Below are 24,504 nucleotides of genomic sequence, written 5' to 3' on the forward strand. Positions count from 1 at the left end.
ACTACGCATTCCCTATTTTTATCATGATCAAGGAAATGCGTTATGGCCGAAGAAACGATTTTCAGCAAAATTATCCGCCGTGAAATTCCTGCCGACGTGGTTTACCAAGATGAGCTGGTCACCGCGTTTCGTGATATCGCCCCGCAGGCACCCACCCATATCTTAATCATTCCCAACATTCTTATTCCAACTGTGAATGATGTCACGGTAGAACACGAGGCAACACTAGGCCGAATGATCACCGTGGCTGCTAAACTTGCAGAGCAAGAAGGTATTGCTGAAGATGGCTATCGCCTCATTATCAACTGCAATCGCCATGCTGGGCAGGTGGTCTACCATATCCATATGCATTTGGTTGGTGGTCGTGAGCTAGGCCCTTTGTTGTCTCATGAATAACGACATTTAACTGAGGTAAGCCTATGCGCCGCACAAAGGCGTTTTTATTACCGGTGATTGCGTGCGTGAGCATAGCAACGTTGCTGGGGTGTAGCAGCCCGAAAGGGATTGCGGTGAATAAACAGCAAACTGTAGTAATGGATTCGTCGGTACTGACTGCGGGCATTTTGGCCTCACAGCCAGCAGTCTCAACATCCTCAGGTGATAATGTTGCACGTTCGGTTCTTACCAACAGTCAGAATAAGCCGATAAAAATAAACTACCGCTTTTATTGGTATGATGCGCAGGGCTTGGATGTTCCGCCGCTGGAAGCGCCGCGCTCGATTGTTATTGCACCAGATAATGATGTTAATATTCAATCAGTTAATAATAATTTTAATGCGCAGAGTGCGCGCCTACATCTATTTTTATAACCGCTAGATTTTTATACCCGAAGAATTGGCGTTGCAGATAGCCAGTAAGTGAACGCCCTGCAATGTCAGGAAGAAGGGGATATAATCGTGCCGTTGGAGTGAAACAATGAAAAGGTATTTATCTGTGGCTCTGGCAGCCTTAGTGCTGACGGGGTGTATCACGCGCCCCCCTGTTGAGCCAACAACGCCACCTGTCACTATCGAACCGGTGACTCCGCCCGTCATTGAGACACCCCCCCCTGTAGACACTGTGCCACAGCCACCCAAGATGCAGCAGTCGATTGACTGGACTGCCAGTGTCGAGCCTTTAGTTGCCCAAATGGTTAATAGCAATGATGTGGCCAATGGCAGCATATTGCTGCTTGATAGCGTCAAAAATAACACCAATGGTGCGCTACAAACGGCAAAGGCCACCTCGGCATTGCACCAAGTGCTGACATCCAATAAAAAGTTTGTCTTGATCTCGCCACAGCAGTTGGCAGTTGCCAAACAAACATTGGGATTATCGGAAGAAGATAGCCTAGGTTCGCGTAGCAAAGCGATTGGTCTGGCTCGTTATGTCAGCGCTCAATATGTGCTGTACAGCGATGTGAGTGGTGATGTGAAATCACCGACTATCGAAATGCAATTGATGCAAGTGCAAACTGGCGAAATCATCTGGTCAGGTAATGGCCCAGTCAAGCGTTGATCCCTCGCTGTATGCGTTGATAGAAAGCATTCATCCGGCGGTGAAAATCGCCGATTGTCAAATTAGTCCGGTGTCTGGCCTGACCGGCGAGAGTTGGCGTATTTCTCACCGGTCAAATACCGCCCCGAATATTGACTGGCTGGCGCGCGAACAGTCAGTGCAGAAAACGCAGTTGGGTGTGAACCGGAGACAAGAGCGTAAGTTGCTGCGACATGTGGCCAATTGCCATGTATCACCAACAGTTATTGCAGCCAACCCACGGTGGTTGGTGGTCAATTGGCTTGAAGGTGACGTTGTCACTCAAGAGCAATTCATTGAATTATCAGATAATGGTCAGTTGTCGCTATTACTGGCTCGCTTGCACCATTTGCCCGCTAGTGGCTATCGTCTGGATTTGCGCACCCAGCTCATGCGTTATGGTTGCCTGATTGATTCGCGGCGTCGTTCGCCGGAATGGCTGCGCCTTCACCATCATTTTATCCGCAGTCCATTACCACAACCGGTGAAACTCGCACCTCTGCATATGGACATTCATCCCGGGAATCTCTTAGACACCCCAACGGGGCTGAAATTAATTGATTGGGAATATGCCGCGGATGGTGATATTGCACTTGATATTGCCGCGTTGTTTTGTGGGAATGGTTGGTCAGTGCAACAGCAGCAAACTTTTTTACAGCACTATTGCCGCTGTGAGCAGGGTTATCATGACATTGAGCGCCTATCGCGCCAGATACTGCGCTGGATGTCATGGATTGATTATCTGATGCTGATGTGGTTTGAAGTGCGCTGGCAGCAGACTGGGAACAGTGAATTTTTACAATGGGCTGCGCCGCTGCGTCAGCGATTTAATCTGTCTTTCTGATGTTAAAAATAAAATTTATGGAGTTGCCGTGGGTCCAGTGATGTTAGACGTTGCCAGCTACGAGCTGGATGCTGAAGAACGCGAAATTTTAAAACACCCGCTGGTGGGCGGTTTGATTTTATTTAGCCGTAATTTTCATGATGCCGAACAGCTACGTGAGTTAGTTCGCCAAATTAGGGCGGCATCTCATGAGCGTCTGGTGGTGGCCGTTGATCAGGAAGGTGGCAGAGTCCAACGTTTTCGTGAGGGTTTTACTCGCCTACCCGCGGCTCAGTCGTTTGCAACTATTAATGATGCAGCGACGGCGGCTCAATTGGCGCAAGAGGCGGGGTGGTTGATGGCGGCTGAAATGATATCTATGGATATCGACATTAGTTTTGCCCCGGTATTGGATATTGGTCATGTCAGTGCAGCCATCGGTGAGCGTTCATTTCACAGTGACCCGCAGCAGGCGCTGAATATGGCTGAGTGTTTTATCCGAGGGATGCACAGTGCTGGCATGAAAACCACAGGCAAACACTTCCCAGGTCATGGTGCAGTGACGGCAGACTCACATAAAGAAACGCCACGTGATAATCGACCACTGGCAGAAATCCGTACTCATGATATGGTTATATTTCGCGAACTGATTGCACGAGGATTACTTGATGCCATTATGCCGGCGCATGTGATTTATACTGAAGCAGATGCGCGGCCTGCCAGTGGTTCATCCTACTGGCTGCAAAACATACTGCGTCAAGAGTTAGGATTCGATGGCATCATTTTCTCCGATGATTTATCGATGGAAGGTGCTGCAATCATGGGCAGTTATGCCGAGCGTGGGCAAGCCTCTTTGGATGCGGGCTGCGATATGATTCTGGTGTGTAATAACCGCAAGGGCGCGGTAAGTGTGCTAGATAACCTGTCTCCGGTCAAAGCAGACCAAGTGGCGCGCTTGTATCATTCTGGGCAGTTCAGCCGCCAAGTGTTGATGGCATCATCGCGTTGGCAGCAGGCGAATAAGGCATTAACAGCACTCAGTGAGCGTTGGGATGCGCATAAACAAATGTCGTAGCGAGGATAAATATGATCGTCTATTTACATGGTTTTGATTCCAACAGCCCGGGTAATCATGAGAAAGTCCTGCAACTGCAATTTATCGACCCGGATGTGCGTTTTATCAGTTACAGCACATTGCATCCGCGCCATGACATGCAGCATTTACTGAAAGAAGTTGATAAAGCCATCCAGCAGGGTGGCGATGCTAAGTCGCTGATTTGCGGTGTGGGTTTAGGTGGTTTTTGGGCTGAACGTATTGGTTTCCTGTGTGGGATCCGTCAGGTGGCTTTCAATCCAAACCTTTATCCGCAGGACAATATGAGCGGTAAAATTGATCGCCCCGAAGAGTATGTCGATATCGCCAGTAAGTGTATTACTGATTTTCGTGAGAAAAATCGCGATCGCTGTTTGGTTGTACTCTCACGTCATGATGAAATGCTCGATAGCCAACGGACAGCCGGTGATTTGCATCCTTATTATGAAATTGTCTGGGATGATAAACAGACACACAAGTTTAAGGATCTTTCTCCTCATCTGCAGCGAATCAAGGCGTTTAAAACACTCGGTTAGTCAACGCAGAGTGGGTCAACAATTCACAATCAAACGGACTTTTTGTTAATGATTGGTTAATTGTAGTGCGGCGTAGACTTTATGACTTGGCTTGAAAAAAGGTAGCAATAGACTTTTTTCAGGCCATTTTTATGACTTAAAGCGCTAGAATGGTTTTTTATTCCACATCAAATAGAAAAATCGCAAACTGTGACTAAGTGCTAACTATTTGAATCCTCTTCCAGAAAAATTCTCTCTGCTGCCACTTTAATCAAAAAAAGTTGATATATATCAATTTTGGTATGACCAAATAACCCTGCATGATATTCTGACAGCAGATTATTGAATTAGCATCAGCGAACCCTATGTTATCTAAGGATATTATTAGTTTACCCTTAGCTAACAATTGGTTCACATTTAGGGGGTCATTTTGACAACGCCGAAGAAAAAAATCGTTATTATTGGTGGTGGTGCTGGCGGTCTTGAGCTGGCAACCAGTCTGGGTCACAAGCTGGGCCGTAGCAAAAAAGCCGAGATCGTTTTAGTGGATCGTAACCATAGTCACTTGTGGAAGCCGTTGTTACATGAAGTGGCCACCGGCTCTCTGGATGATGGTGTTGATGCACTGAGCTATCTTGCTCATGCCCGTAACCACTATTTTAATTTCCAATTGGGTTCTTTGACCGATATTAATCGTGAAACCAAAACCCTTAGTTTGGCTGAAATTTGCGACGAACATGGCGATGTGCTGGTGACGCAACGTGAATTGACCTATGACATTCTGGTGATGGCGCTGGGCAGTACCTCGAATGATTTTGGGACGCCGGGTGTAAAAGAGCACTGTATCTTCCTTGATAACCCACATCAGGCACACCGCTTCCATAATGAGATGCTTAACCTATTCCTGAAATATTCAGCGCAACCGGGTGAAAAGGGCAAAGTTAATATCGCCATCGTCGGCGGTGGGGCCACTGGTGTTGAGCTGTCTGCCGAACTGCACAATGCAGTGAAACAGTTGCATAGCTACGGTTTTGAGGGCTTGGACAATCAGGCGCTGAATGTCACGCTAGTTGAGGCAGGTGAACGTATTTTACCAGCCTTGCCACCGCGTATTTCAGCGGCTGCTCATCAGGAACTGATTAAACTGGGTGTTCGTGTATTGACCAAAACCATGGTGACCAGCGCAGATGAGAAAGGCCTGAATACCAAAGAGGGTGAGTTCATCAATGCTGATCTGATGGTGTGGGCGGCGGGTATCAAAGCGCCAGACTTTATGAAAGATATCGCTGGGCTGGAAACCAACCGCATTAATCAATTGGTGGTTGAGCCGACCCTGCAAACAACCCGTGATCCGAATATTTTTGCGATTGGTGATTGTGCTTCTTGCCCACAACCAAGTGGTGGTTTCGTACCACCGCGTGCGCAATCTGCACATCAGATGGCTAGCCGCTGCTACAGCAACATTCTGGCCTTGCTCAATGATCAGCCGCTGAAACCTTATATTTATAAGGATCACGGTTCACTGGTTTCACTGTCGAAATTCAGTACCGTCGGTAGCTTGATGGGTAACCTGATGCGCGGTTCAATGATGGTAGAAGGGCGTGTCGCCCGTGTTGTCTATATCTCACTGTATCGTATGCATCAGGTGGCATTGCATGGTTATACTAAGACCGGCTTGATGATGTTAGTGGGCGGGATTAATCGGGTTATTCGGCCACGATTAAAGCTCCATTAATGACTTTTATTATTCGATACCCAAATAATTCGAGTTGCAGGAAGGCGGTAAACAAGAGAAGCCCGATGGGCTGACGGTGGTCAGTGATTCGGGTTATTGAGCGTAACTAACGCACATGCAACTTGAAGTATGACAGGTAAACAAGCCGCTACCATTGTTGATGGTGGCGGCTTTTACGTTTATCAGCGCACGGAAAGCTAAAGTCATTCGCACGTAATGCTAAATTTTCAGCATAAAACTCCGCAATAACAAATCTCAGCAGTCGGATTACTCCTAAACACATTCATTCACACCTATTATCTGGGTGTTTAGTCCATTTGTCTTATTGCTAGGTCAAAGTAGATTGTGCAGACTCACATGTGTTTACAGACGGCAAGTCATGCACGCCGTATTCCGGAAATAAGAGGCAATCCCTCAACTGCCGGACGCTGTCAGATTTTCATTTTTTACCTTGGAATTCTGGGGCATAAGATGCGTGGTAACACTTTCAGGAGGATTTCCTGTGAACAAATCAATGTTAGCAGGTGTGGGTATCGGTATTGCGGCTGCTCTGGGAATTGCCGCTGTCGCGAGTATGAATGTCTTCTCTGGCGCACCGCAATATGCACAAGTTCTTACTGCGACACCGATTAAAGAGACGATTAAAACACCTCGTCAGGAATGTCGTAATGTGACCGTCACGCACCGTAAGCCGGTTCAGGATGAGCATCAGATAGCCGGTTCGGTTTTGGGTGCCGTGGCTGGTGGGGTGCTGGGCCATCAGGTTGGCGGAGGTCGAGGTAAAGATATTGCTACGGTTGCTGGCGCATTGGCGGGCGGATACGCCGGTAATCGCGTCCAAAGTAATATGCAAGAGGGTGATACTTACACAACAACTCAGCAACGTTGCCAAACTGTTTACGATAAGTCACAGAAAATGTTGGGATATGACGTAACCTACAAAATTGGTGATCAGCAGGGAAAAATTCGCATGGATCGTGATCCAGGCACGCAGATTCCAATCGATAAAAATGGTCAACTGATACTGAATAACCGAGCATAATACAAAATCTGTTGTCCAAAACCTTGAATTAAGAACCCGTGTTTAGTGTTAATTCTGATCGTTTAACGTGCTTGATAAGCGAGTGGCATTAGCATTAACACGGGTTTCTCTTTGCTGAAACCCGTGTTAATGAGCTTATTGAGCCACGCGATGTTGAGCAAAAGCGGCTAACAGTTCACTGATAAATTTCAGCCGCTGTGTCCGATCACTCAAGTCCTGCATAAACTTCAGTTTGGTTGGCCCTTCTAATCGGTATATCTGTGGTTGGCGCTGTAACAAACCAATCAAATAAACCGGATCCACTTTGTTTTTGTCACCAAACTCGATGAAACCACCGCGCTCATTACCTTCAATGCGCTTGATACCTAACGACTGAGCTTGTTGGCGCAACTGTGCAGTATGGAGTAGGTAACGGGCCGCATCCGGCAGTTTGCCAAAGCGGTCGATAAGCTCAACTTTTAACTCGTAAAGCTCGGTTTCATTACGTGCACTAGCAATACGCTTATAGAACGAAAGACGGACATTCACATCTGGAATAAAGTCTTCTGGCAGTAAAACCGGCATGCGCATTTCAATTTCGGTTTGATTGCTGGTCAAATCTTCCAGCGATGGCTCCCGGCCTTCTTTCAGTGCGTCAACCGCGCTTTCCAGTAGCTCCATATACAGTGAGAAACCAATAGTGGTCATCTGGCCACTTTGATCTTCGCCTAATAGCTCGCCGGCACCACGAATCTCCAAATCATGGGTCGCTAATGCAAAGCCGGCACCAAGATCTTCCAGTGATGCAATGGCCTCTAACCGTTTTTTGGCATCGGTGGTCATCGCTTTTGGGTTCGGAGTGAGCAGGTAAGCATAGGCTTGATGATGAGAGCGCCCGACTCGGCCTCGTAATTGATGTAACTGCGCCAGACCAAAATGATCAGCTCGTTCGATGATAATGGTATTGGCACTAGGAATATCAATCCCAGTTTCGATAATCGTAGTGCAGACCAGAACGTTAAAGCGCTGATGATGGAAATCATTCATCACTCGTTCAAGGTCTCGCTCACGCATCTGGCCGTGGCCGATGGCAATGCGCGCCTCGGGGACTAACTCTGCCAGCCGTTGTGCGGCTTTTTCGATATTTTCCACATCATTATAGAGATAATAAACTTGCCCGCCACGCAGAACCTCACGCAGAATCGCCTCTCGCACCACTAAGCTGTCGTACTCACGAACAAAGGTTTTTACTGCCAGGCGGCGTGCCGGTGGCGTGGCAATAATCGACAAGTCGCGCATGCCGCTCATCGCCATATTCAGTGTGCGCGGGATAGGCGTGGCAGTCAGCGTCAAGATATCCACATCGGCGCGCATGGCTTTGATTCGTTCTTTATGGCGAACCCCGAAGCGGTGTTCTTCATCAACAATCAATAGGCCAAGATCTTGCCAACGAAGGTCACTTTGCAGCAATTTATGGGTGCCGATAATAATATCGACTTTCCCTTCGGCGGCTTGCTCCAGAATCACTTGTTGCTCTTTGGCGCTACGGAAACGGGACATCATTTCTATCCGTACCGGCCAGGTTGCAAAGCGGTCACGGAAGTTGTCAAAATGCTGTTGGGCGAGCAGGGTGGTCGGTACCAATACCGCAACTTGTTTATTATTCGCCACTGCAAGGAAGGCCGCTCGCATGGCGACTTCGGTTTTACCAAAGCCCACATCGCCACACACCAAGCGATCCATCGCTAATGGTTGACACATATCGCTGATAACGGCATTAATTGCCTGTTCTTGATCCGGTGTCGTCTCAAAAGGGAAACTTTGGCAGAATAACTGGTATTGCTCACGATCGAGTTTAAATTTAAAACCAGATTTAGCCGCACGTTGCGCATAGATGTCCAGCAGCTCTGCTGCCACGTCGCGTACTTTTTCTGCCGCTTTTTGGCGTGCTCGACTCCAGGCATCGCCGCCTAGTTTATGCAGTGGCGCATTCTCATCGGCCCCGCCAGAATAACGGCTAATCAGATGTAATGAGGATACTGGGACATACAGCTTATCTTCGCCAGCATAGGTCAATATTAGGTATTCAGCTTTGATGCCGCCAGCTTCAAGTGTGGTCAAACCCAAATAGCGGCCAACACCGTGTTCTAGATGAACCACTGGCTGACCGGGGCGCAGCTCTGCCAAGTTGCGGATCAGCGTGTCAGTATTAATCGTCCGGCGATTATCCTGACGGCGGCGGCTGACGCGCTCGCCCAATAAATCACTTTCACAAATCAGCGCTAACTGTTTATCGGTATCAAGAAAACCGCGTTCAGCAGCACCAATCATCAGATAATGACCAGGAGCCTTGGCTTGAGATAGCTGGGCTATCAGCGTTGGGCTGATTTTTATTCGTGCCAGTAGGTCTTGCAGTGTTTCACGCCGGCCTTCACTTTCAACCGAGAACACAATACTGCCGCTGAATGACTCAATAAAACGCCGCAGATTATCCAACGGGGACTTTTGCTGGGCCTGCACGGCTAAATCAGGTAATGCCTGATAATCCAAGTTGGTATTAGCGGTTTTGGCTGGCAATACATCCGTCTTAAACTGCACGCGTGGCCAAGATTTTAGCTCACTAAAGAGTGAATCAACGCGCAACCACAGAGTTTCAGGTGCAAGTAATGGCCGCATTGGGTCAATGCGGCGGCTTTCAAAACGTTGGTTAACATCCAGCCAAAAACGTTCTGCTGAGTGCTCCAGATCGCCGGTATTAATCAGTAAGGTATTTTCAGGTAAATAGCTAAAGAGTGTCGGCAATGGCTTGCTGAAAAACAATGGCTGCCAGTATTCAATACCCGCAGGCCAGATGCCTTTACTCACTTGCTGATAAATATGTTCAGCATCGCGACGAACGTCAAATTGCTCGCGCCACTGGCTACGGAACAGCTCTATCGCAGTTTTGTCTATCGGGAATTCATGGGCGGGCAGTAAGTTTATCTGCTCAACTTCCGACAGTGTGCGCTGTGAATCAACATCGAATACACGCAGGCTATCAATATCATCATCAAAAAAATCAATTCGATACGGTTCTTCGCTGCCCATCGGGTAGAGATCTAGCAGTGCCCCACGAGTGGCAAACTCACCGTGTTCCATCACCTGATCAACACTGCGGTATCCTGCTTGCTCAAGTTGTGCACGCAACTTATCGCGTGACAGATGCTGGCCCTTTTTCATGACCAACGCGTGACCATGCAGGAATTCATGCGGGCAAACCCGTTGCATCAGGGTATTAATTGGAAGAATAATAACGCCGCGTTCCATCGATGGAAGATGATACAAGCAAGAAAGACGGGCTGAGATGATATCCTGATGAGGCGAGAAGCTGTCGTAAGGCAGAGTTTCCCAATCAGAGAGGGTGCTCACTGGGCGCGGAGAGAATTGTTGAATCTCATCACGCAGGCGCAGTGCCGTTTGCATGTCAGGGGTAATTAACATTACCGGGCCATCATGGCGCTCAATGATTTCTGCGCATTCGACTGCACAAGCCGATCCGGTCAACTGGCCTAACTGACGTGTATCGCCACGCCGTGTCGGTAATGAATAACGATGTTGTTGGGACATAAGCAGTTAAACAGTCTCTTCTATGTGGTTTACCTTTCGTCCTTGACGCCGCAGGGATGCTTGATAGCGACCAACCTGCAACACCAATCACTGGGGTATCATTGACCCGAGTTTCAATATCAGCATAATTCTCGGCGGCTATCCTAGCACGTGCGAGGGGATAGCCACAGATTGGTGCTCTGATTTGGAATAAAAGCCGGAGATATAGACGGTTAATGGTTCCATAAAGCGGTTGTACCCTTTATTATCCTCGATCACTTTGCTTTAGCAACAGGATCTAAACAGATTTCATGTATCAACCTGTCGCACTATTTATTGGCCTGCGTTATATGCGCGGGCGTGCATCTGACCGTTTTGGTCGGTTTGTCTCGTGGCTTTCTACCATTGGCATTACGCTGGGCGTGATGGCATTAATTACAGTGTTGTCTGTGATGAATGGTTTTGAGCGCGATTTGCAGAATAATATTTTGGGGCTGATGCCACAGGCGCTGATCACCACGCCACAAGGTTCTCTCGACCCAAACAAAATTCCTGCTTCAACATTGAAATCATTGGTGGGAGTCACTGATGTTGTGCCCTTGACCACGGCGGATGTGGTGTTACAAAGTGCACATAATTTAGCCGCTGGCGTCATGCTGGGCGTTGATCCAGAACAGCATGAACCGCTAGCAGACTATTTGGTCAATGTGAAACTAAAGGATTTGCAGCCGGGAAGCTACAATATGATTCTCGGTGAGAAACTGGCGGGTCAATTGGGGGTTAAACGGGGTGAGACATTGCGCTTAATGGTGCCGAGTGCCAGCCAGTTTACTCCGATGGGCCGCATTCCCAGTCAGCGCCTGTTTAATATTATCGGGACATTTGCCGCAGACAGTGAAGTTGATGGTTACCAAATGTTGGTTAATCAACAGGATGCGTCGCGGCTGATGCGCTATCCCGCAGGTAATATTACCGGTTGGCGTTTATTCCTTTCTCAGCCACTGAGCGTTGATAGCTTGAGCCAGCAGACTTTGCCGGAAGGCACGGTGTGGAAAGATTGGCGTGAGCGCAAAGGCGAGCTTTTCCAAGCCGTGAGGATGGAGAAAAATATGATGGGGCTGCTGCTGAGTCTTATCATCGCTGTCGCGGCCTTTAATATTATTACCTCGCTAGGCCTGTTAGTCATGGAAAAACAGGGCGAAGTCGCTATTTTGCAAACTCAGGGGTTAAGTCGCCGCCAAATCATGTTGGTGTTTATGGTGCAGGGGGCTACTGCTGGGGTCATTGGCGCGTTGCTTGGTGCTGGGTTAGGTATTTTACTGGCCAGCCAATTGAATACCCTAATTCCGGTTCTCGGTATATTGATTGATGGTGCCACATTACCGGTTGAGATTAACCCTGTTCAGGTCATTGTTATTGCTCTGGTAGCAATGGCGATAGCTTTGCTGTCTACGCTTTACCCTTCCTGGCGCGCTGCCGCCGCACAACCTGCTGAGGCTTTACGCTATGAGTAACCATCCTTTATTACAGTGTTTAAACCTGTGCAAACGCTATCAGGAGGGCCAACTACATACCGATGTATTGCGCAATGTGTCGTTTACTATCGAAGCTGGCGAGCTGATGGCAATTGTTGGTAGTTCTGGTTCGGGCAAAAGTACCTTATTGCACCTGCTGGGGGGGTTGGATTCCCCTACCTCTGGCGAGGTTATTTATCAAGGGCGCTCACTAAACCAGCTTTCTTCTACTGCAAAGGCAGAGTTACGTAATCGAGAATTAGGTTTTATCTATCAATTCCACCATTTACTGCCCGATTTTACCGCGTTGGAAAATGTCGCCATGCCACTGTTAATTGGTGGCGCTAAACCGAGTGAAGCGCAAGAAAAAGCGCGCGCTATGTTAGCAGCGGTTGGTTTGGAAAAACGCAGTAAACACCGTCCATCAGAATTATCGGGCGGGGAACGTCAACGAGTCGCTATCGCGCGTTCATTAGTCAATGACCCCTCTTTGGTTCTGGCCGATGAACCGACGGGCAACCTCGATCAGCGTAATGCCGATAGCATCTTTAATTTGCTGGGTGAACTGAATGTTCGCCAAGGGACAGCATTTTTAGTGGTGACTCATGATTTACATTTGGCTAAGCGAATGAGTCGCCAGTTAGAAATGCGTGATGGTCAGCTACAGCAGCACTTGACGTTGGTGGGGGCAGAGTAATGGGCGTTTCGCCACTGTCACTGTTAATCGGTTTGCGTTTTAGCCGTGGCCGCCGCCGCGGCGGTATGGTGTCGTTAATCTCGGTCATTTCAACACTGGGTATTGCTTTGGGTGTTGCGGTATTGATCGTCGGTTTAAGTGCAATGAATGGTTTCGAACGTGAGCTAAAAAACCGTATTTTGGCCGTCGTACCCCACGGTGAGATTGCTGTGGTTAATCAACCGTTCAGCGGCTGGCCCCAAACCTTGCAGCGCATTGAAAAAGTTCCCGGCATTGTGGCAGCGGCACCTTATATCAATTTTACGGGCTTGATTGAAAACGCGACGCAATTGCGTGCAGTATCAGTCAAAGGTGTTGACCCACAGGCAGAGTCGCGTCTGAGTGCATTGCCAGGTTTTGTGCTTGACCATGCTTGGGATAATTTCAAAGCGGGTCAGCAGCAGATTATTTTGGGTAAAGGTCTGGCAGAGGCTTTGGGGGTCAAGCAGGGATCATGGCTGACAGTGATGATTCCCAATAGCGATCCTGAGAATAAATTGCTGCAAGCTAAGCGCATTCGTTTACAGGTCGCTGGCATTTTTGAATTGAGTGGGCAGTTAGATCATAGTCTGGCATTAGTGCCATTAGCAGATGCTCAACAATATTTAGATATGGGTGACAGTGTCACTGGTATAGCCATAAAAGTTGATGACGTCTACAACGCGAACAAACTGGTACGCAGTGCTGGTGAAGTCACGAATGCCTATGTGTACATCAGTAGCTGGATTGGTACTTATGGCTATATGTACCGAGATATCCAAATGATCCGTACAATCATGTACTTAGCTATGATACTCGTGATTGGCGTCGCCAGTTTTAATATTGTGTCCACGCTGGTCATGGCGGTTAAAGATAAAAGTAGCGATATTGCGGTACTTCGTACGCTCGGGGCCAAAGATGGCCTGATCCGCGCGATTTTTATCTGGTATGGCTTGCTGGCCGGTCTTATCGGTAGTGTCAGTGGGGCGGTGGTGGGCGTGATAGTCTCTTTGCAATTGACCAACATTATTCGTGGGTTAGAAAAGTTGATCGGGCATCAATTTTTATCAGGCGATATCTACTTCATTGACTTTTTACCGTCAGAATTGCACTGGTTTGATGTGGCCTGCGTGTTGGCAACTGCGCTGGTATTGAGTTTGATTGCCAGTTGGTATCCTGCTCGCCGAGCCAGCCGTATTGATCCGGCACGGGTACTGAGTGGGCAATAGATTTCATCTTTAATAAGGGCAAACTTATGTATTACGGTTTTGATATGGGCGGCACCAAAATTGAGCTAGGTGTTTTTGATGCCAACCTGCAAAGAATCTGGCATAAGCGAGTCCCTACACCGCGTGAAGATTATCAGCAATTACTCCAAACATTACAGGACTTGACGCTGGAAGCAGACGGATATTGTAAAGTGCGGGGCAGTGTAGGTATTGGCATTCCCGGCTTACCCAACGCAGATGATGGAACGGTGTTCACCGCCAATGTTCCTGCGGCAATGGGGCAATCGTTGCAGGGCGATCTTTCGCAACGGATTGGGCGTGAAGTTAAAATTGATAATGACGCTAACTGCTTTGCACTATCTGAAGCTTGGGATCCTGAGTTTCGCCACTATCCCACCGTCTTGGGTTTGATTCTGGGTACGGGTGTTGGCGGTGGGCTTATTGTCAATGGCAGTATTGTTGGTGGACGTAATCATATTACGGGTGAATTCGGCCATTTTCGTCTACCGGTAGATGCACTGGATATTTTGGGGGCTGATATTCCGCGAGTGCCCTGCGGTTGTGGTCATCATGGCTGCATTGAAAATTATATTTCTGGGCGTGGTTTTGAATGGATGTACAAACATTTCAATCAACAATCCTTGCCAGCCGTAGAGATTATTGCTCACTATAATGCGGGTGAATCTAAGGCTGTGGCGCATGTCGAACGCTTTATGGATGTGCTGGCGGTGTGTCTGGGCAATTTGCTGACAATGCTTGATCCCCATTTAGTGGTGATTGGCGGTGGGTTATCAAACTTCGAACAGATCTATCAGGAACTGCCAAAACGTTTGCCGCAGCATTTATTACGTGTAGCCCGATTGCCACGCATTGAAAAAGCGCGTTATGGTGATGCAGGTGGCGTGCGTGGCGCTGCGTTTTTGCATCTATCTAAATAATATAATGACAATATCCAAACGTTGAGTTGAAAGGGTATCAAAAAAGGAAAAAGTTATGCGCATTCGCCATCGGCTATGTCGGTTTCGCAAGAATAAGCATTTGCGGCATCAACGTTTTCGCTCCCGCATTTTTCATCGAGACAGTGCGGTAACATCTGAAATGAAGAAACCGTTTGTGGTGGTTCTTACTGGTGCCGGTATTTCGGCAGAATCCGGTATTCGAACTTTTCGTGCTGCTGATGGTTTGTGGGAAGAGCATCAGGTGGAAGATGTGGCCACGCCTGAAGGGTATCGTCGGGATCCTGAGCTAGTTCAGTCTTTTTATAATGCGCGCCGCCGCCAGCTACAGCAGCCGGAGATTGCACCAAATGCTGCCCATTTCGCACTGGCTGATTTGGAAGCAGTGCTAGGTGATAATTTTGTGCTAGTGACACAAAACATTGATAACTTGCATGAAAGAGCCGGTAGTAAGCGAGTTATTCACATGCATGGTGAGTTACTGAAAGTGCGTTGCACGCAGTCTGGTCAAGTGTTGGACTGGCCTGGCGACCTCAGTCCTGAGGAACGTTGCCATTGTTGTCAATTCCCTTCGCCGCTTCGGCCACATATTGTGTGGTTTGGTGAGATGCCAATGGGAATGGATGAAATTTACAAGGCACTGGCTGAGGCTGACTTCTTTATTTCGATTGGAACCTCCGGCCACGTTTATCCTGCTGCTGGGTTTGTTCATGAGTCAAGTTTGCATGGCGCTCATACTGTCGAGTTGAATCTGGAACCCAGTCAGGTGGAAAGTCAGTTTGATGAAAAACATTATGGTTTAGCCAGTAAAGTGGTGCCGGAATATGTGCGTGAGTTTCTCACCACGCGGGGGGAGAATCGTCAGGGCGATTAATTTATCCTGCTTAATTGGCATATTTAAGTCAGGTTGATGTATAAATAAGCAATATCCTCTGTCGGTTGATGAATAAATCACCCGGCAGAGTTTTCTGCATTGCACCTTATTATTCTGGCTTAAGTTTGTCTAAAGCTGACCTGACGCAATATTTGATCATGATCACTTCCCCATAATGATATTCACTATTATGAGGGTGGGAACCATGGACAAATTACTCGACCGCTTTTTCAACTATGTTTCTTTTGATACACAAGCAAAAGCCAATGTAAAATCCGTGCCGAGCACTGAAGGGCAGCGTAAGCTTGCTCAGGCGTTACAACATGAGTTACAGGCGTTGGGCTTTTCTCAGGTTAGCTTGAGCGACCATGGCTGCGTAATGGCAACTTTGCCTGCCAATGTTGCCTGGCCGGTCCCCACCATTGGCTTTATTGCCCATCTTGATACCTCTCCCGATTTCTCGGGTAAAAATGTTAATCCACAGATTGTTGAAAACTATCGTGGTGGCGACATTGCCTTGGGAATGGGGGATGAAGTGCTGTCTCCAGTCATGTTCCCAGTGCTACATCAGTTACTTGGACACACTTTAATTACCACTGACGGTAAAACGTTACTGGGTGCCGATGATAAAGCCGGTATTGCCGAGATTATTACCGCGATGGTGCGCCTAAAGCACAGTCATGTCCCTCATGGGAATATCCGCATTGCATTTACGCCAGATGAAGAAGTGGGGAAAGGTGCGCGTTTCTTCAATGTGGAGGAGTTTGATGCTCAGTGGGCCTATACCGTAGATGGCGGTGGCGTCGGTGAGCTGGAATTTGAAAACTTTAATGCGGCATCAGTGACAATAAAAATTGTGGGGAATAATGTTCATCCCGGCACAGCCAAAGGGGTTATGGTGAATGCGTTATCATTGGCAACCCGTTTCCATCAGGAATTACCGGTAGATGAAACCCCAGAATGTACCGAAGGCTATGACGGTTTTTATCATCTACAAAGTATTAAAGGTACTGTTGAGCGTGCAGAAATGCACTACATTGTGCGAGATTTTAGCCGTGATGGTTTTGAAGCACGCAAGAAAAATATGGTCGATATCGCCAAGCGGGTAGGTAAAGGTTTACACCGAGACTGCTATATCGAAATCGTTATGGATGATAGTTATTACAATATGCGTGAGCATATCATTAAGCACCCGCATATTATTGAACTGGCGCAGCAGGCGATGCGCGATTGTGATATTACGCCAATTATGAAGCCGATCCGCGGTGGCACTGATGGTGCACAGTTGTCTTTCATGGGGCTACCTTGCCCGAATATCTTTACTGGCGGTTATAACTACCATGGTAAACATGAGTTTATTACGCTGGAGGGGATGGAGAAAGCAGTTGCGGTTATCATGCGAATTGCCGAACTGACCGCTAGACGAGCCAAAGATGCATGAGATTAGTTGTGTAATTAAAAACGCCCCGTTTATCGGGGCGTTTTACATCGTAAGCTGGAGATATTAGTCGTTAAAATACCAATAACCACTATTCACTAACGCAGTTAACATTGCCAAGAATGAAGGGTCTTCCAGCGCGTCACCGAGTTTTTCTGCATCAACACTGAAGTGCTGGCACAGTGCATCTGCTGCCTGGAAATGTGGTGTGTCAATTAACTCACCGTTAACGAAGCATTGGTTGCCAATGCGCAGCACACGAAGACCACTAAGTCGTTGTAATTCTTCACCTTGCAAGAGTAATTGATATACATCTCCAGCCGGATATGGTGGCTCAGGTGGTGCAAGGTCCAATTCATGGCGAGATTGAGAAATAAATTCACCAAACCAGCTTTGGAAATCTTCTGGTTGTTGGACTAACTCCAACATCATCGTCCGTAGTTTATCGACCTCTTGTGACTTAATTTCTGCTGGGTGTTCCCGCAATTGCAAATCAGGATCGCTGTAGCGGTAGCTGCCTAGCTCACGAGAAAGCACATAGTCGGCAAAACCACTGACCAGTTCTCGTGCATTAGGTGCACGGAAACCAACCGAATAATTCAACGCATTTTCAAGCGCATAGCCTTCATGTGGAAAACCTGGTGGGATATAGAGAATGTCACCCGGCTCCATTTCTTCATCAATAATGGCATCGAAAGGCCCTACTTGCAGCAAATCGGGGTGTGGACAATGCTGCTTCATTTCTGTTTTTTCGCCGACTCGCCAGCGACGACGGCCAGTACCTTGAATAATAAAGACATCATACTGGTCAAAGTGTGGGCCAACACCACCACCAGGTACTGAGAAGGAGACCATTAAATCATCCATGCGCCAGTCTGACAGAGGGCGGAATGGGCGCATTAATGCGGCGGCAGGCTCATGCCAGTGATCAACTGCTTGCACGAGAAGAGACCAGTTGGTTTCACCTAAATGATCAAAGCTCTCAAATGGACCATGACTGACTTGCCAGCGACCCTCCTCATGACTAACCAGACGGCTATCTACTTCATTCTCCATCGCCAAGCCAGCCAGTTCATCAGGCGAAAGTGGGTCAATAAAGTTTTTAAAGCCACGTTTGAGGATAACAGGGCGTTTCTGCCAATAGCGTTGCAGAAAATCAGGCCAGTCGAGATCGAGTTGGTAATCCATGTTTATTCCAGATAGGGGTGAGCTTGCCAGTGATTATAACGGATGCCAGCCAACAGTATCAGGGGCTGACAGGCAAATTTTATTAATCAGTGTGATAATCATGTTGCTGGCCAAAAGTCACCATCATTCTGGCACCGCCCAAAGGACTTTCAGTGATGGTTATCTTACCTTGATACTGTTCAATAATTTCTGCGGCAACAGATAGCCCAAGCCCTTGCCCTGGACGTAAAGTATCGACGCGCTGGCCTCGTTGAAAGATTAACTGTCGTTTACTTTCGGGAATACCCGGTCCATCGTCGTCAACGACAATGGTAAGTTGTTTTTCAGAGTGCAGGGCGGTTATCTCGACGAATTCGAGGCAGTACTTGCAAGCATTTTCCAGTACATTTCCCATGACTTCCATGAAGTCATTTTGCTCACCAAGGAAAGTCACCTCGGGTGAGATATCCAGTGTAAGTACTACGCCTTTGCGCTGATAAACCTTATTTAGTGCACTGCATAGGCTGTCTAGCAGCGCGGGCACAGAGTGAATTTCACGAATGAGGACATTATGTTCGGAACGCATACTAGCACGGTGTAGGTAATAGCCAATCTGCTGAGAAATACGGCTTATCTGCTCAAGCATGATAGGTTCTACTTCTTCAATGGTGGTCTGTTTACCGGTACGTAAAGAGCGAAGCGTTGTTTGTAACACTGCTAGTGGGGTTTTGAGGCTATGAGTTAGGTCTGACAGTGTTGTGCGGTACTTGGTATAACGTTGGCGTTCATTTGTGAGCAGAATATTGAGATTTCGCACTAAACTTTGCAATTCACGCGGTGGATTCTCATCTAACTGTTCACGCTCGCCTTTTTCTAACTGACTTATCTGACTGACGAGAGCTTTAATTGGCCTGAGGCTCCAATATGCGGCTAACCACAGTAATGGTAATACTAACAATAAGTTAGCCAGTAGGACGTAGCTGAACCAGTTCCAAACCAAGTCTGAACGTTGTAATTCCTGTGGAATGGTATCGACGACCACAATAGTCAGTTGTGGTAAGCGGGACGTTGCTGGATAAGTATTAACCGAAACAGTGTGGGTTAATGCGCTGCTGTCGGTGTCATCGTATTTTTTTAGCTGATCTTGGGCCTTGGGATTATCCCCTAGCATCATACTGCTGATATGAGTTCCAGTATCAAGCTCGTGAATGCCCGGTTTTTGCAACCAGCTTTTTTCGATGTGAGATTCAAGTTCAGGTACATGGCGTTGACGCCATAGGATATTGCCATCTTTATCGTAAATCAGAACCTGTGTGGGAATGTTCAGTTCGAGTTCTGGGGGGACCGAGATGCTGAGTTTATTGTTATGCCACTGAGCCAGACTGAAAAACAGATTACTTTCACTGCGATGCGCACTAAAAGTATTTTTTTGAAAGCTGACAATATAACCCACTACAGCGACCATACCATAAGATAGCGACAGCGCTAAAATGACACCGGCTGTCGCCATAAGAAAACGTGCACGAAGGGAGAATGGTTTGCTATTTTTTCTGAACATGGTGTCTAGTTGGCGTCAAAACGGTATCCCTGACCACGGATGGTCATAATCACTTCGCCTTCATGTTCTGCTTGCAGTTTTTTACGCAAACGGCCCATTAATACATCAATAGTATGACTTTCACGCAGCTCGGCATCCGGATACAGTTGCAGCATTAATGTATCTTTGCTGACCACTTTACCAGCATTGCGAATAAGCGTTTCAATAATGGTGTACTCGAAAGCTGTCAGTTTAATTTGTTGCTGATTAACGCACAGTTCTCTGCGAGAGAGATCAATCTGAAAAGGAGGGAATTCAATAACTTGTGATGCGAGGCCAATATTACGTCGCATCAAAGCCTGTATCCGTGCGATGACTTCCTCCAGATGAAAAGGCTTGGTCACGTAATCATCTGCACCGGCTTCTAGTACCGCGACTTTATCTTGCCAACTTTCCCTTGCGGTCAACACTAGAATGGGTAGGTTTGTCTGATGGCTACGCCAGCGGCGGATAAGACTCAATCCATCTTCACCCGGTAAGCCAAGATCGATAATTGCGATATCAGGAGCATGTTCCTGCAAGAAATAGTCTGCCTCTTTGGCATCTTCTGCAGCATCAACTTGATGGCCCATTTCACGCATTTGCACCGTAAGATGGTGACGCAACAAAGCATTATCTTCAACAACCAGAACCCGCATACCACATTCCTCGATATTCGTTAGTCGGGTAATTTAATATTACCCGACAAGTCAAAATTAAAACAGTGACTTAGAAGTTATAACGTAAACCTACTTGCATTGCCTGATCGTTCACTTTCCAATTATGGTAGGTATAACCGACTTCAGCAGCAAGATTTTGTGTTAGCGAATAATCTGTCATGACTCGTGCTTCATGGAATGCACGGCCATCATAGTTCGCTAAACGGTAGGCAACATCCAGACCAATATCCTGTGATAACTTGCTTTTAATTCCGACTTCACCGGTAGCGCTATTATACGTATTAGTCTTTTTACCATCTTTGCTGGCATCAAATACCATTGCGTGGCGACTGCCACCCACTAAGGTATAAAAATCAACATTAGGAGAGAAAGCAAAATGGTAGCCCAGGCCAAGGACGGCTTCGGCAAGCCCACGATCATTATTGGCAATGCTGCTGATGCGAGCATCAATAAATAGATCATTATCAAAACCATAACCGCCGTTCAGGTAAAGCCCACCCATGTCGCGTTTGCCGATATGGCTGTAATTACTTTGGTCAAATTGCTTGTCGAAACGCGAATTGCTGCTGATGGAACCGTATTGCAACCCACCTGCTACGTAGGTGTAATCAGCCGCCATTGTGGCAGTACAGGTACCCATCAGGGCAACGGAAAGTAGTGTTTGCTTCAACATAAAAATAATAGCTCCTGCGGTTGTAACGTCCTTTTGACATTGCCGATATTATCAATGATAACGGCTAAACCGGGGCTAAACAGGGGCAGTACGTAAAGGAATAGGAAAAGAGAGGGGATACACAGGTGACATTGATCTGCCACCTGTGTTTAAGATTACAACATTACTTCAGTTCATCGACCATCGTTGTGGCACGACCAATATAATTGGCTGGGGTCATTGCCTTTAAGCGAGTCTTCTCTACTTCTGGCAAAGCCAAGCTATCGATAAATGCCTGCATACCTGCGGCATCGACACGTTTTCCACGCGTCAACTCCTTCAGTTTTTCATAAGGTTTTTCAATGCCATAGCGACGCATTACTGTTTGGATTGGTTCAGCCAGAACTTCCCAGTTATGATCCAATTCTTCCAACAGGTGCGCTTCGTTGACTTCCAGCTTGCTAATACCTTTCATGGTTGCCTGATAGGCAATCACGGCATAACCCAGACCCACACCTAAATTACGCAGCACAGTGGAGTCAGTCAGGTCACGCTGCCAGCGTGAAACCGGCAATTTACTGGCCAAATGACCGAGTACTGCATTTGATAACCCAAGATTGCCCTCGGAGTTTTCGAAGTCGATTGGGTTTACTTTGTGCGGCATAGTACTTGAACCAATTTCACCAGCGATAGTTTTTTGCTTAAAGTGATTCAGTGCAATGTAGCCCCAGATATCACGATCAAAATCGATCAAAATGGTATTGAAACGAGCAACACAATCAAACAATTCAGCTATGTAGTCGTGAGGTTCGATTTGTGTCGTGTATGGGTTCCAGTTGATCCCAAGTGATGTCACAAAACTTTCACTGAACTGATGCCAATCAACTTCAGGATAAGCAACAATATGAGCGTTATAGTTACCTACAGCGCCGTTGATTTTCCCTAAGATTTCTACTTGCGACAACTGGTGGAACTGGCGTTCCATGCGGTAAGCGACGTTCGCCAGTTCTTTACCAATAGTGGATGGTGTTGCGGGTTGACCGTGAGTTCGGGACAGCAGTGGTAAGTCGCGGTACTGATGTGCCAGCGCTTTAATTGAATCAATAATCTGACGCCACATCGGTAATACCACATCCTGACGCGCGGTTTGCAACATGAGGGCGTGGGACAGGTTATTGATATCTTCTGACGTACATGCGAAGTGAATAAATTCTGATACGGCGTGCAGTGCCGGGATGCTTTCTACTTTTTCTTTTAAGAAGTATTCAACCGCTTTCACATCGTGATTAGTGGTGCGTTCAATGGTTTTAATGCGTTGCGCATCTTGCTCATTGAATTCTTGCACGATCTTATCAAGGTAAGCGTTTGCGTTTGCATCAAAAGCGGGAACTTCTTTGATTTCTGCACAGGCGGCCAGTTTTTGCAGCCAACGTACTTCGACCTGCACACGGAATTTCAGCAAACCAAATTCGCTGAAGATTGGGCGCAGTGCGCTGACTTTGTCGCCGTAGCGTCCATCAATCGGGGAAACGGCGGTCAGTGAGGATAATTCCATCGGTGGCAACTCCTGAGATCAGATTTCAATTATGAGCAAGAATACTCTGCGCCTGTTTAAACAGACGATTTCGCGAGAACATTAACTGCAAACGGCTTCCGCCGACTTGTTGCCAAAGCACGGCAGAACGGATACCCGCCAGCAGGGCAGCACGGACTTTTGCCTGCACCAATGTGCTTTGTAAAATAGCAGGTGAACCTGTCACCTGAATGCGCGGGCCAAGCGGGCTGATGACATCAGTATAAATCGCCGCCAGCGAACTCATCATGGTTTCGGATTCAAGATCGAAATGTGCCAACTGGCGATCAAGCTGACTAATACGATCTCCTAAGGTATTCATGGCTGACTTGTTGGCATGGAGCTTTCTTTCCAGCACCATCAAACTTAGGGTATAACGAGTGAGTTCAGCAGCCGGCCCCTGACGGTTGGCGTTTAAGACACTTTGCAATGTTTCCAATCCCATTTTCAGAGACTGTTCGTTTCCACCATATACCGCCAAGGTTGAAGGCGGATTGGTTTGTAGCAGCCCGCCCAGTACCGTGTTCAATGCATCATTATCGCATTGGCCTTCATGAGCCAATTGCTGTACTAAGCGAGCAGACTGGCAGATCCCCGCCAGTGCTAACGTAATATCGTAATAATTTTTCGCCACGATCACTCCTGTAAACGTTCTGATGACTGATTTAGTTGATTACCGAGTCGGTCAGTGGATAACGCGCTTCAATGATACCACCACCAAGACAGACCTCACCTTGGTAGAAGACCGCAGACTGTCCCGGCGTGACCGCCGCAACGGGGTCATCAAACCGAACCTCAACGCGATCGTCATCCAGTGGCGTCACGGTGCAAGGAATGTCTTGTTGACGATAACGGGTTTTCACTACACAGCGGAAAGCCGCCGTGACCGGTTCTCTGTCAACCCAATGTAGCTGTTGGGCAATTAGGCCAACAGACATTAAACGTGGATGTTCATGCCCTTGAGCAACCAACAAAATGTTATTAGCCACGTCTTTGTCTACGACATACCACGGGTCATCACCACCGTCTTTAGTACCACCGATGCCTAAACCTTTACGCTGGCCTAGCGTGTGGTACATCAAGCCCTGATGTTCACCCATATGCTGACCATCTACAGTCATAATTGGGCCGGGTTGAGCTGGCAGATAGCGCCCCAGGAAATCCCGGAATTTGCGCTCACCAATAAAGCAGATGCCGGTGGAATCTTTTTTCTTCGCGGTAACGAGTTCTAATTGTTCAGCGATGCGGCGAACTTCTGGTTTCTCTAACTCGCCCACAGGGAACAAACTTTGGGCGAGTTGTTCGTGGCTCAAAGTATAAAGGAAGTAACTTTGATCTTTATTGCCATCTAAACCGCGCAACAAGCGGCTTTTACCATTCACGTCTTGGCGACGAACATAATGGCCGGTAGCAATGTAGTCTGCGCCCAAGTCTTCGGCTGCAAACTCAAGGAAAGCTTTAAATTTAATTTCTTTATTGCACAGAATATCGGGGTTGGGAGTGCGCCCAGCTTTATATTCTGCCAGGAACAGTTCAAACACATTATCCCAGTATTCTGCTGCAAAATTGACGGTGTGCAACTCCATGCCCAGTTTGTCACATACTGCTTGAGCATCGGCCAGATCGGTCGCTGCTGAACAATACTCTTCGTCATCATCCTCTTCCCAGTTCTTCATGAACAAACCAGCAACTTGGTAACCCTGTTGCTGGAGCAGGTAGGCGGAAACGGAAGAATCAACACCGCCGGACATACCGACGATGACTTTTTTCTGGCTGTTATCTGACATGGGAGTCTCACTAACTTAAACGCCGGGTGTGCCAAATACGGATTATCCGTATTACA

22 protein-coding genes are annotated in these 24,504 nt (G+C 47.5%); 14 read left to right on the top strand and 8 right to left on the bottom strand.

Annotation, left to right across the window (positions count from 1 at the left end):
- Positions 1–42 precede the first annotated feature (42 nt).
- The 8 genes from hinT to ACIOG0_RS09065 all read left to right on the top strand — a co-directional run bounded on the left by hinT (position 43) and on the right by ACIOG0_RS09065 (position 6,723).
- The gene (gene hinT / locus ACIOG0_RS09030; protein WP_050097266.1) at positions 43–396 is read left to right on the top strand and encodes a purine nucleoside phosphoramidase; all 354 of its coding nucleotides are present in this window, start codon (positions 43–45) and stop codon (positions 394–396) included.
- A 23-nt stretch (positions 397–419) separates the two neighbouring features.
- Entirely contained in the window at positions 420–809 is a 390-nt protein-coding gene (locus ACIOG0_RS09035; protein ID WP_128450847.1) for a YcfL family protein, read from the top strand.
- A 106-nt stretch (positions 810–915) separates the two neighbouring features.
- Positions 916–1,497 (top strand): penicillin-binding protein activator LpoB, encoded by a 582-nt coding sequence (gene lpoB, locus ACIOG0_RS09040; protein ID WP_050097268.1) that lies wholly within the window; start codon positions 916–918, stop codon positions 1,495–1,497.
- Entirely contained in the window at positions 1,478–2,359 is an 882-nt protein-coding gene (gene thiK / locus ACIOG0_RS09045) for a thiamine kinase (RefSeq protein WP_050097269.1), read from the top strand. Before lpoB ends, thiK begins: the two co-directional genes overlap by 20 nt.
- A gap of 28 nt (positions 2,360–2,387) precedes the next feature.
- Entirely contained in the window at positions 2,388–3,413 is a 1,026-nt protein-coding gene (nagZ, locus tag ACIOG0_RS09050) for a beta-N-acetylhexosaminidase (RefSeq protein WP_128450846.1), read from the top strand.
- A gap of 11 nt (positions 3,414–3,424) precedes the next feature.
- Entirely contained in the window at positions 3,425–3,967 is a 543-nt protein-coding gene (gene ycfP, locus ACIOG0_RS09055) for an alpha/beta hydrolase YcfP (RefSeq protein ID WP_050097271.1), read from the top strand.
- Positions 3,968–4,376: 409 nt separating this feature from the next.
- Positions 4,377–5,681 carry an NAD(P)/FAD-dependent oxidoreductase gene (locus tag ACIOG0_RS09060; protein WP_050097272.1) on the top strand — a complete coding sequence of 435 codons (1,305 nt, stop codon included), beginning with the start codon at positions 4,377–4,379 and terminating at the stop codon, positions 5,679–5,681.
- 502 nt (positions 5,682–6,183) lie between these two features.
- The gene (locus ACIOG0_RS09065) at positions 6,184–6,723 is read left to right on the top strand and encodes a glycine zipper 2TM domain-containing protein (protein ID WP_050097273.1); all 540 of its coding nucleotides are present in this window, start codon (positions 6,184–6,186) and stop codon (positions 6,721–6,723) included.
- A gap of 135 nt (positions 6,724–6,858) precedes the next feature.
- Here the strand turns inward: ACIOG0_RS09065 and mfd are convergent, their stop codons facing one another.
- Positions 6,859–10,308 (bottom strand): transcription-repair coupling factor, encoded by a 3,450-nt coding sequence (gene mfd / locus ACIOG0_RS09070; protein WP_145581850.1) that lies wholly within the window; start codon positions 10,306–10,308, stop codon positions 6,859–6,861.
- 290 nt (positions 10,309–10,598) lie between these two features.
- Here mfd and lolC point away from each other — a divergent pair, with 290 nt between their 5' ends.
- The 6 genes from lolC to pepT all read left to right on the top strand — a co-directional run bounded on the left by lolC (position 10,599) and on the right by pepT (position 17,016).
- Positions 10,599–11,801 carry a lipoprotein-releasing ABC transporter permease subunit LolC gene (lolC, locus tag ACIOG0_RS09075; RefSeq protein ID WP_050097276.1) on the top strand — a complete coding sequence of 401 codons (1,203 nt, stop codon included), beginning with the start codon at positions 10,599–10,601 and terminating at the stop codon, positions 11,799–11,801.
- Positions 11,794–12,498 carry a lipoprotein-releasing ABC transporter ATP-binding protein LolD gene (gene lolD / locus ACIOG0_RS09080; protein ID WP_050097278.1) on the top strand — a complete coding sequence of 235 codons (705 nt, stop codon included), beginning with the start codon at positions 11,794–11,796 and terminating at the stop codon, positions 12,496–12,498. The genes lolC and lolD overlap by 8 nt, the downstream gene beginning before the upstream one ends.
- Entirely contained in the window at positions 12,498–13,745 is a 1,248-nt protein-coding gene (gene lolE / locus ACIOG0_RS09085; RefSeq protein ID WP_128450844.1) for a lipoprotein-releasing ABC transporter permease subunit LolE, read from the top strand. Before lolD ends, lolE begins: the two co-directional genes overlap by 1 nt.
- A 26-nt stretch (positions 13,746–13,771) precedes the next feature.
- A complete protein-coding gene (gene nagK, locus ACIOG0_RS09090; RefSeq protein ID WP_050139663.1) occupies positions 13,772–14,683 on the top strand; it encodes an N-acetylglucosamine kinase in 912 nt (303 codons plus the stop codon).
- 55 nt (positions 14,684–14,738) lie between these two features.
- Positions 14,739–15,575 (top strand): Sir2 family NAD+-dependent deacetylase, encoded by an 837-nt coding sequence (gene cobB / locus ACIOG0_RS09095; protein ID WP_050097283.1) that lies wholly within the window; start codon positions 14,739–14,741, stop codon positions 15,573–15,575.
- 205 nt (positions 15,576–15,780) lie between these two features.
- Positions 15,781–17,016, top strand: coding sequence for a peptidase T (gene pepT / locus ACIOG0_RS09100; protein WP_128450842.1), 1,236 nt, complete (start codon positions 15,781–15,783; stop codon positions 17,014–17,016).
- Between the two features lie 63 nt (positions 17,017–17,079).
- Here the strand turns inward: pepT and ACIOG0_RS09105 are convergent, their stop codons facing one another.
- The 7 genes from ACIOG0_RS09105 to mnmA form a co-directional block, all read right to left on the bottom strand.
- Complete coding sequence (locus ACIOG0_RS09105; RefSeq protein WP_050097286.1) at positions 17,080–18,201, bottom strand: cupin domain-containing protein; 1,122 nt, start codon at positions 18,199–18,201, stop codon at positions 17,080–17,082.
- Between the two features lie 82 nt (positions 18,202–18,283).
- Positions 18,284–19,738, bottom strand: a complete 1,455-nt coding sequence (gene phoQ, locus ACIOG0_RS09110; RefSeq protein ID WP_050097288.1) for a two-component system sensor histidine kinase PhoQ — start codon at positions 19,736–19,738, stop codon at positions 18,284–18,286.
- Between the two features lie 5 nt (positions 19,739–19,743).
- Positions 19,744–20,415 carry a two-component system response regulator PhoP gene (gene phoP / locus ACIOG0_RS09115; protein ID WP_050097289.1) on the bottom strand — a complete coding sequence of 224 codons (672 nt, stop codon included), beginning with the start codon at positions 20,413–20,415 and terminating at the stop codon, positions 19,744–19,746.
- Positions 20,416–20,485: 70 nt separating this feature from the next.
- The gene (locus ACIOG0_RS09120) at positions 20,486–21,109 is read right to left on the bottom strand and encodes an outer membrane beta-barrel protein (protein ID WP_050139661.1); all 624 of its coding nucleotides are present in this window, start codon (positions 21,107–21,109) and stop codon (positions 20,486–20,488) included.
- Positions 21,110–21,272: 163 nt separating this feature from the next.
- Positions 21,273–22,643: an adenylosuccinate lyase gene (gene purB / locus ACIOG0_RS09125; RefSeq protein ID WP_050139660.1), complete on the bottom strand. Its 1,371-nt coding sequence runs from the start codon at positions 22,641–22,643 to the stop codon at positions 21,273–21,275.
- Positions 22,644–22,668: 25 nt separating this feature from the next.
- Positions 22,669–23,295 carry a high frequency lysogenization protein HflD gene (hflD, locus tag ACIOG0_RS09130; protein ID WP_050097294.1) on the bottom strand — a complete coding sequence of 209 codons (627 nt, stop codon included), beginning with the start codon at positions 23,293–23,295 and terminating at the stop codon, positions 22,669–22,671.
- A gap of 31 nt (positions 23,296–23,326) precedes the next feature.
- Positions 23,327–24,448, bottom strand: coding sequence for a tRNA 2-thiouridine(34) synthase MnmA (mnmA, locus tag ACIOG0_RS09135; RefSeq protein WP_050097295.1), 1,122 nt, complete (start codon positions 24,446–24,448; stop codon positions 23,327–23,329).
- Between the last annotated feature and the right edge of the window lie 56 nt (positions 24,449–24,504).

This window comes from Yersinia vastinensis (genome assembly GCF_044905075.1).
GTDB classification, from domain to species: Bacteria; Pseudomonadota; Gammaproteobacteria; order Enterobacterales; family Enterobacteriaceae; genus Yersinia; species Yersinia vastinensis.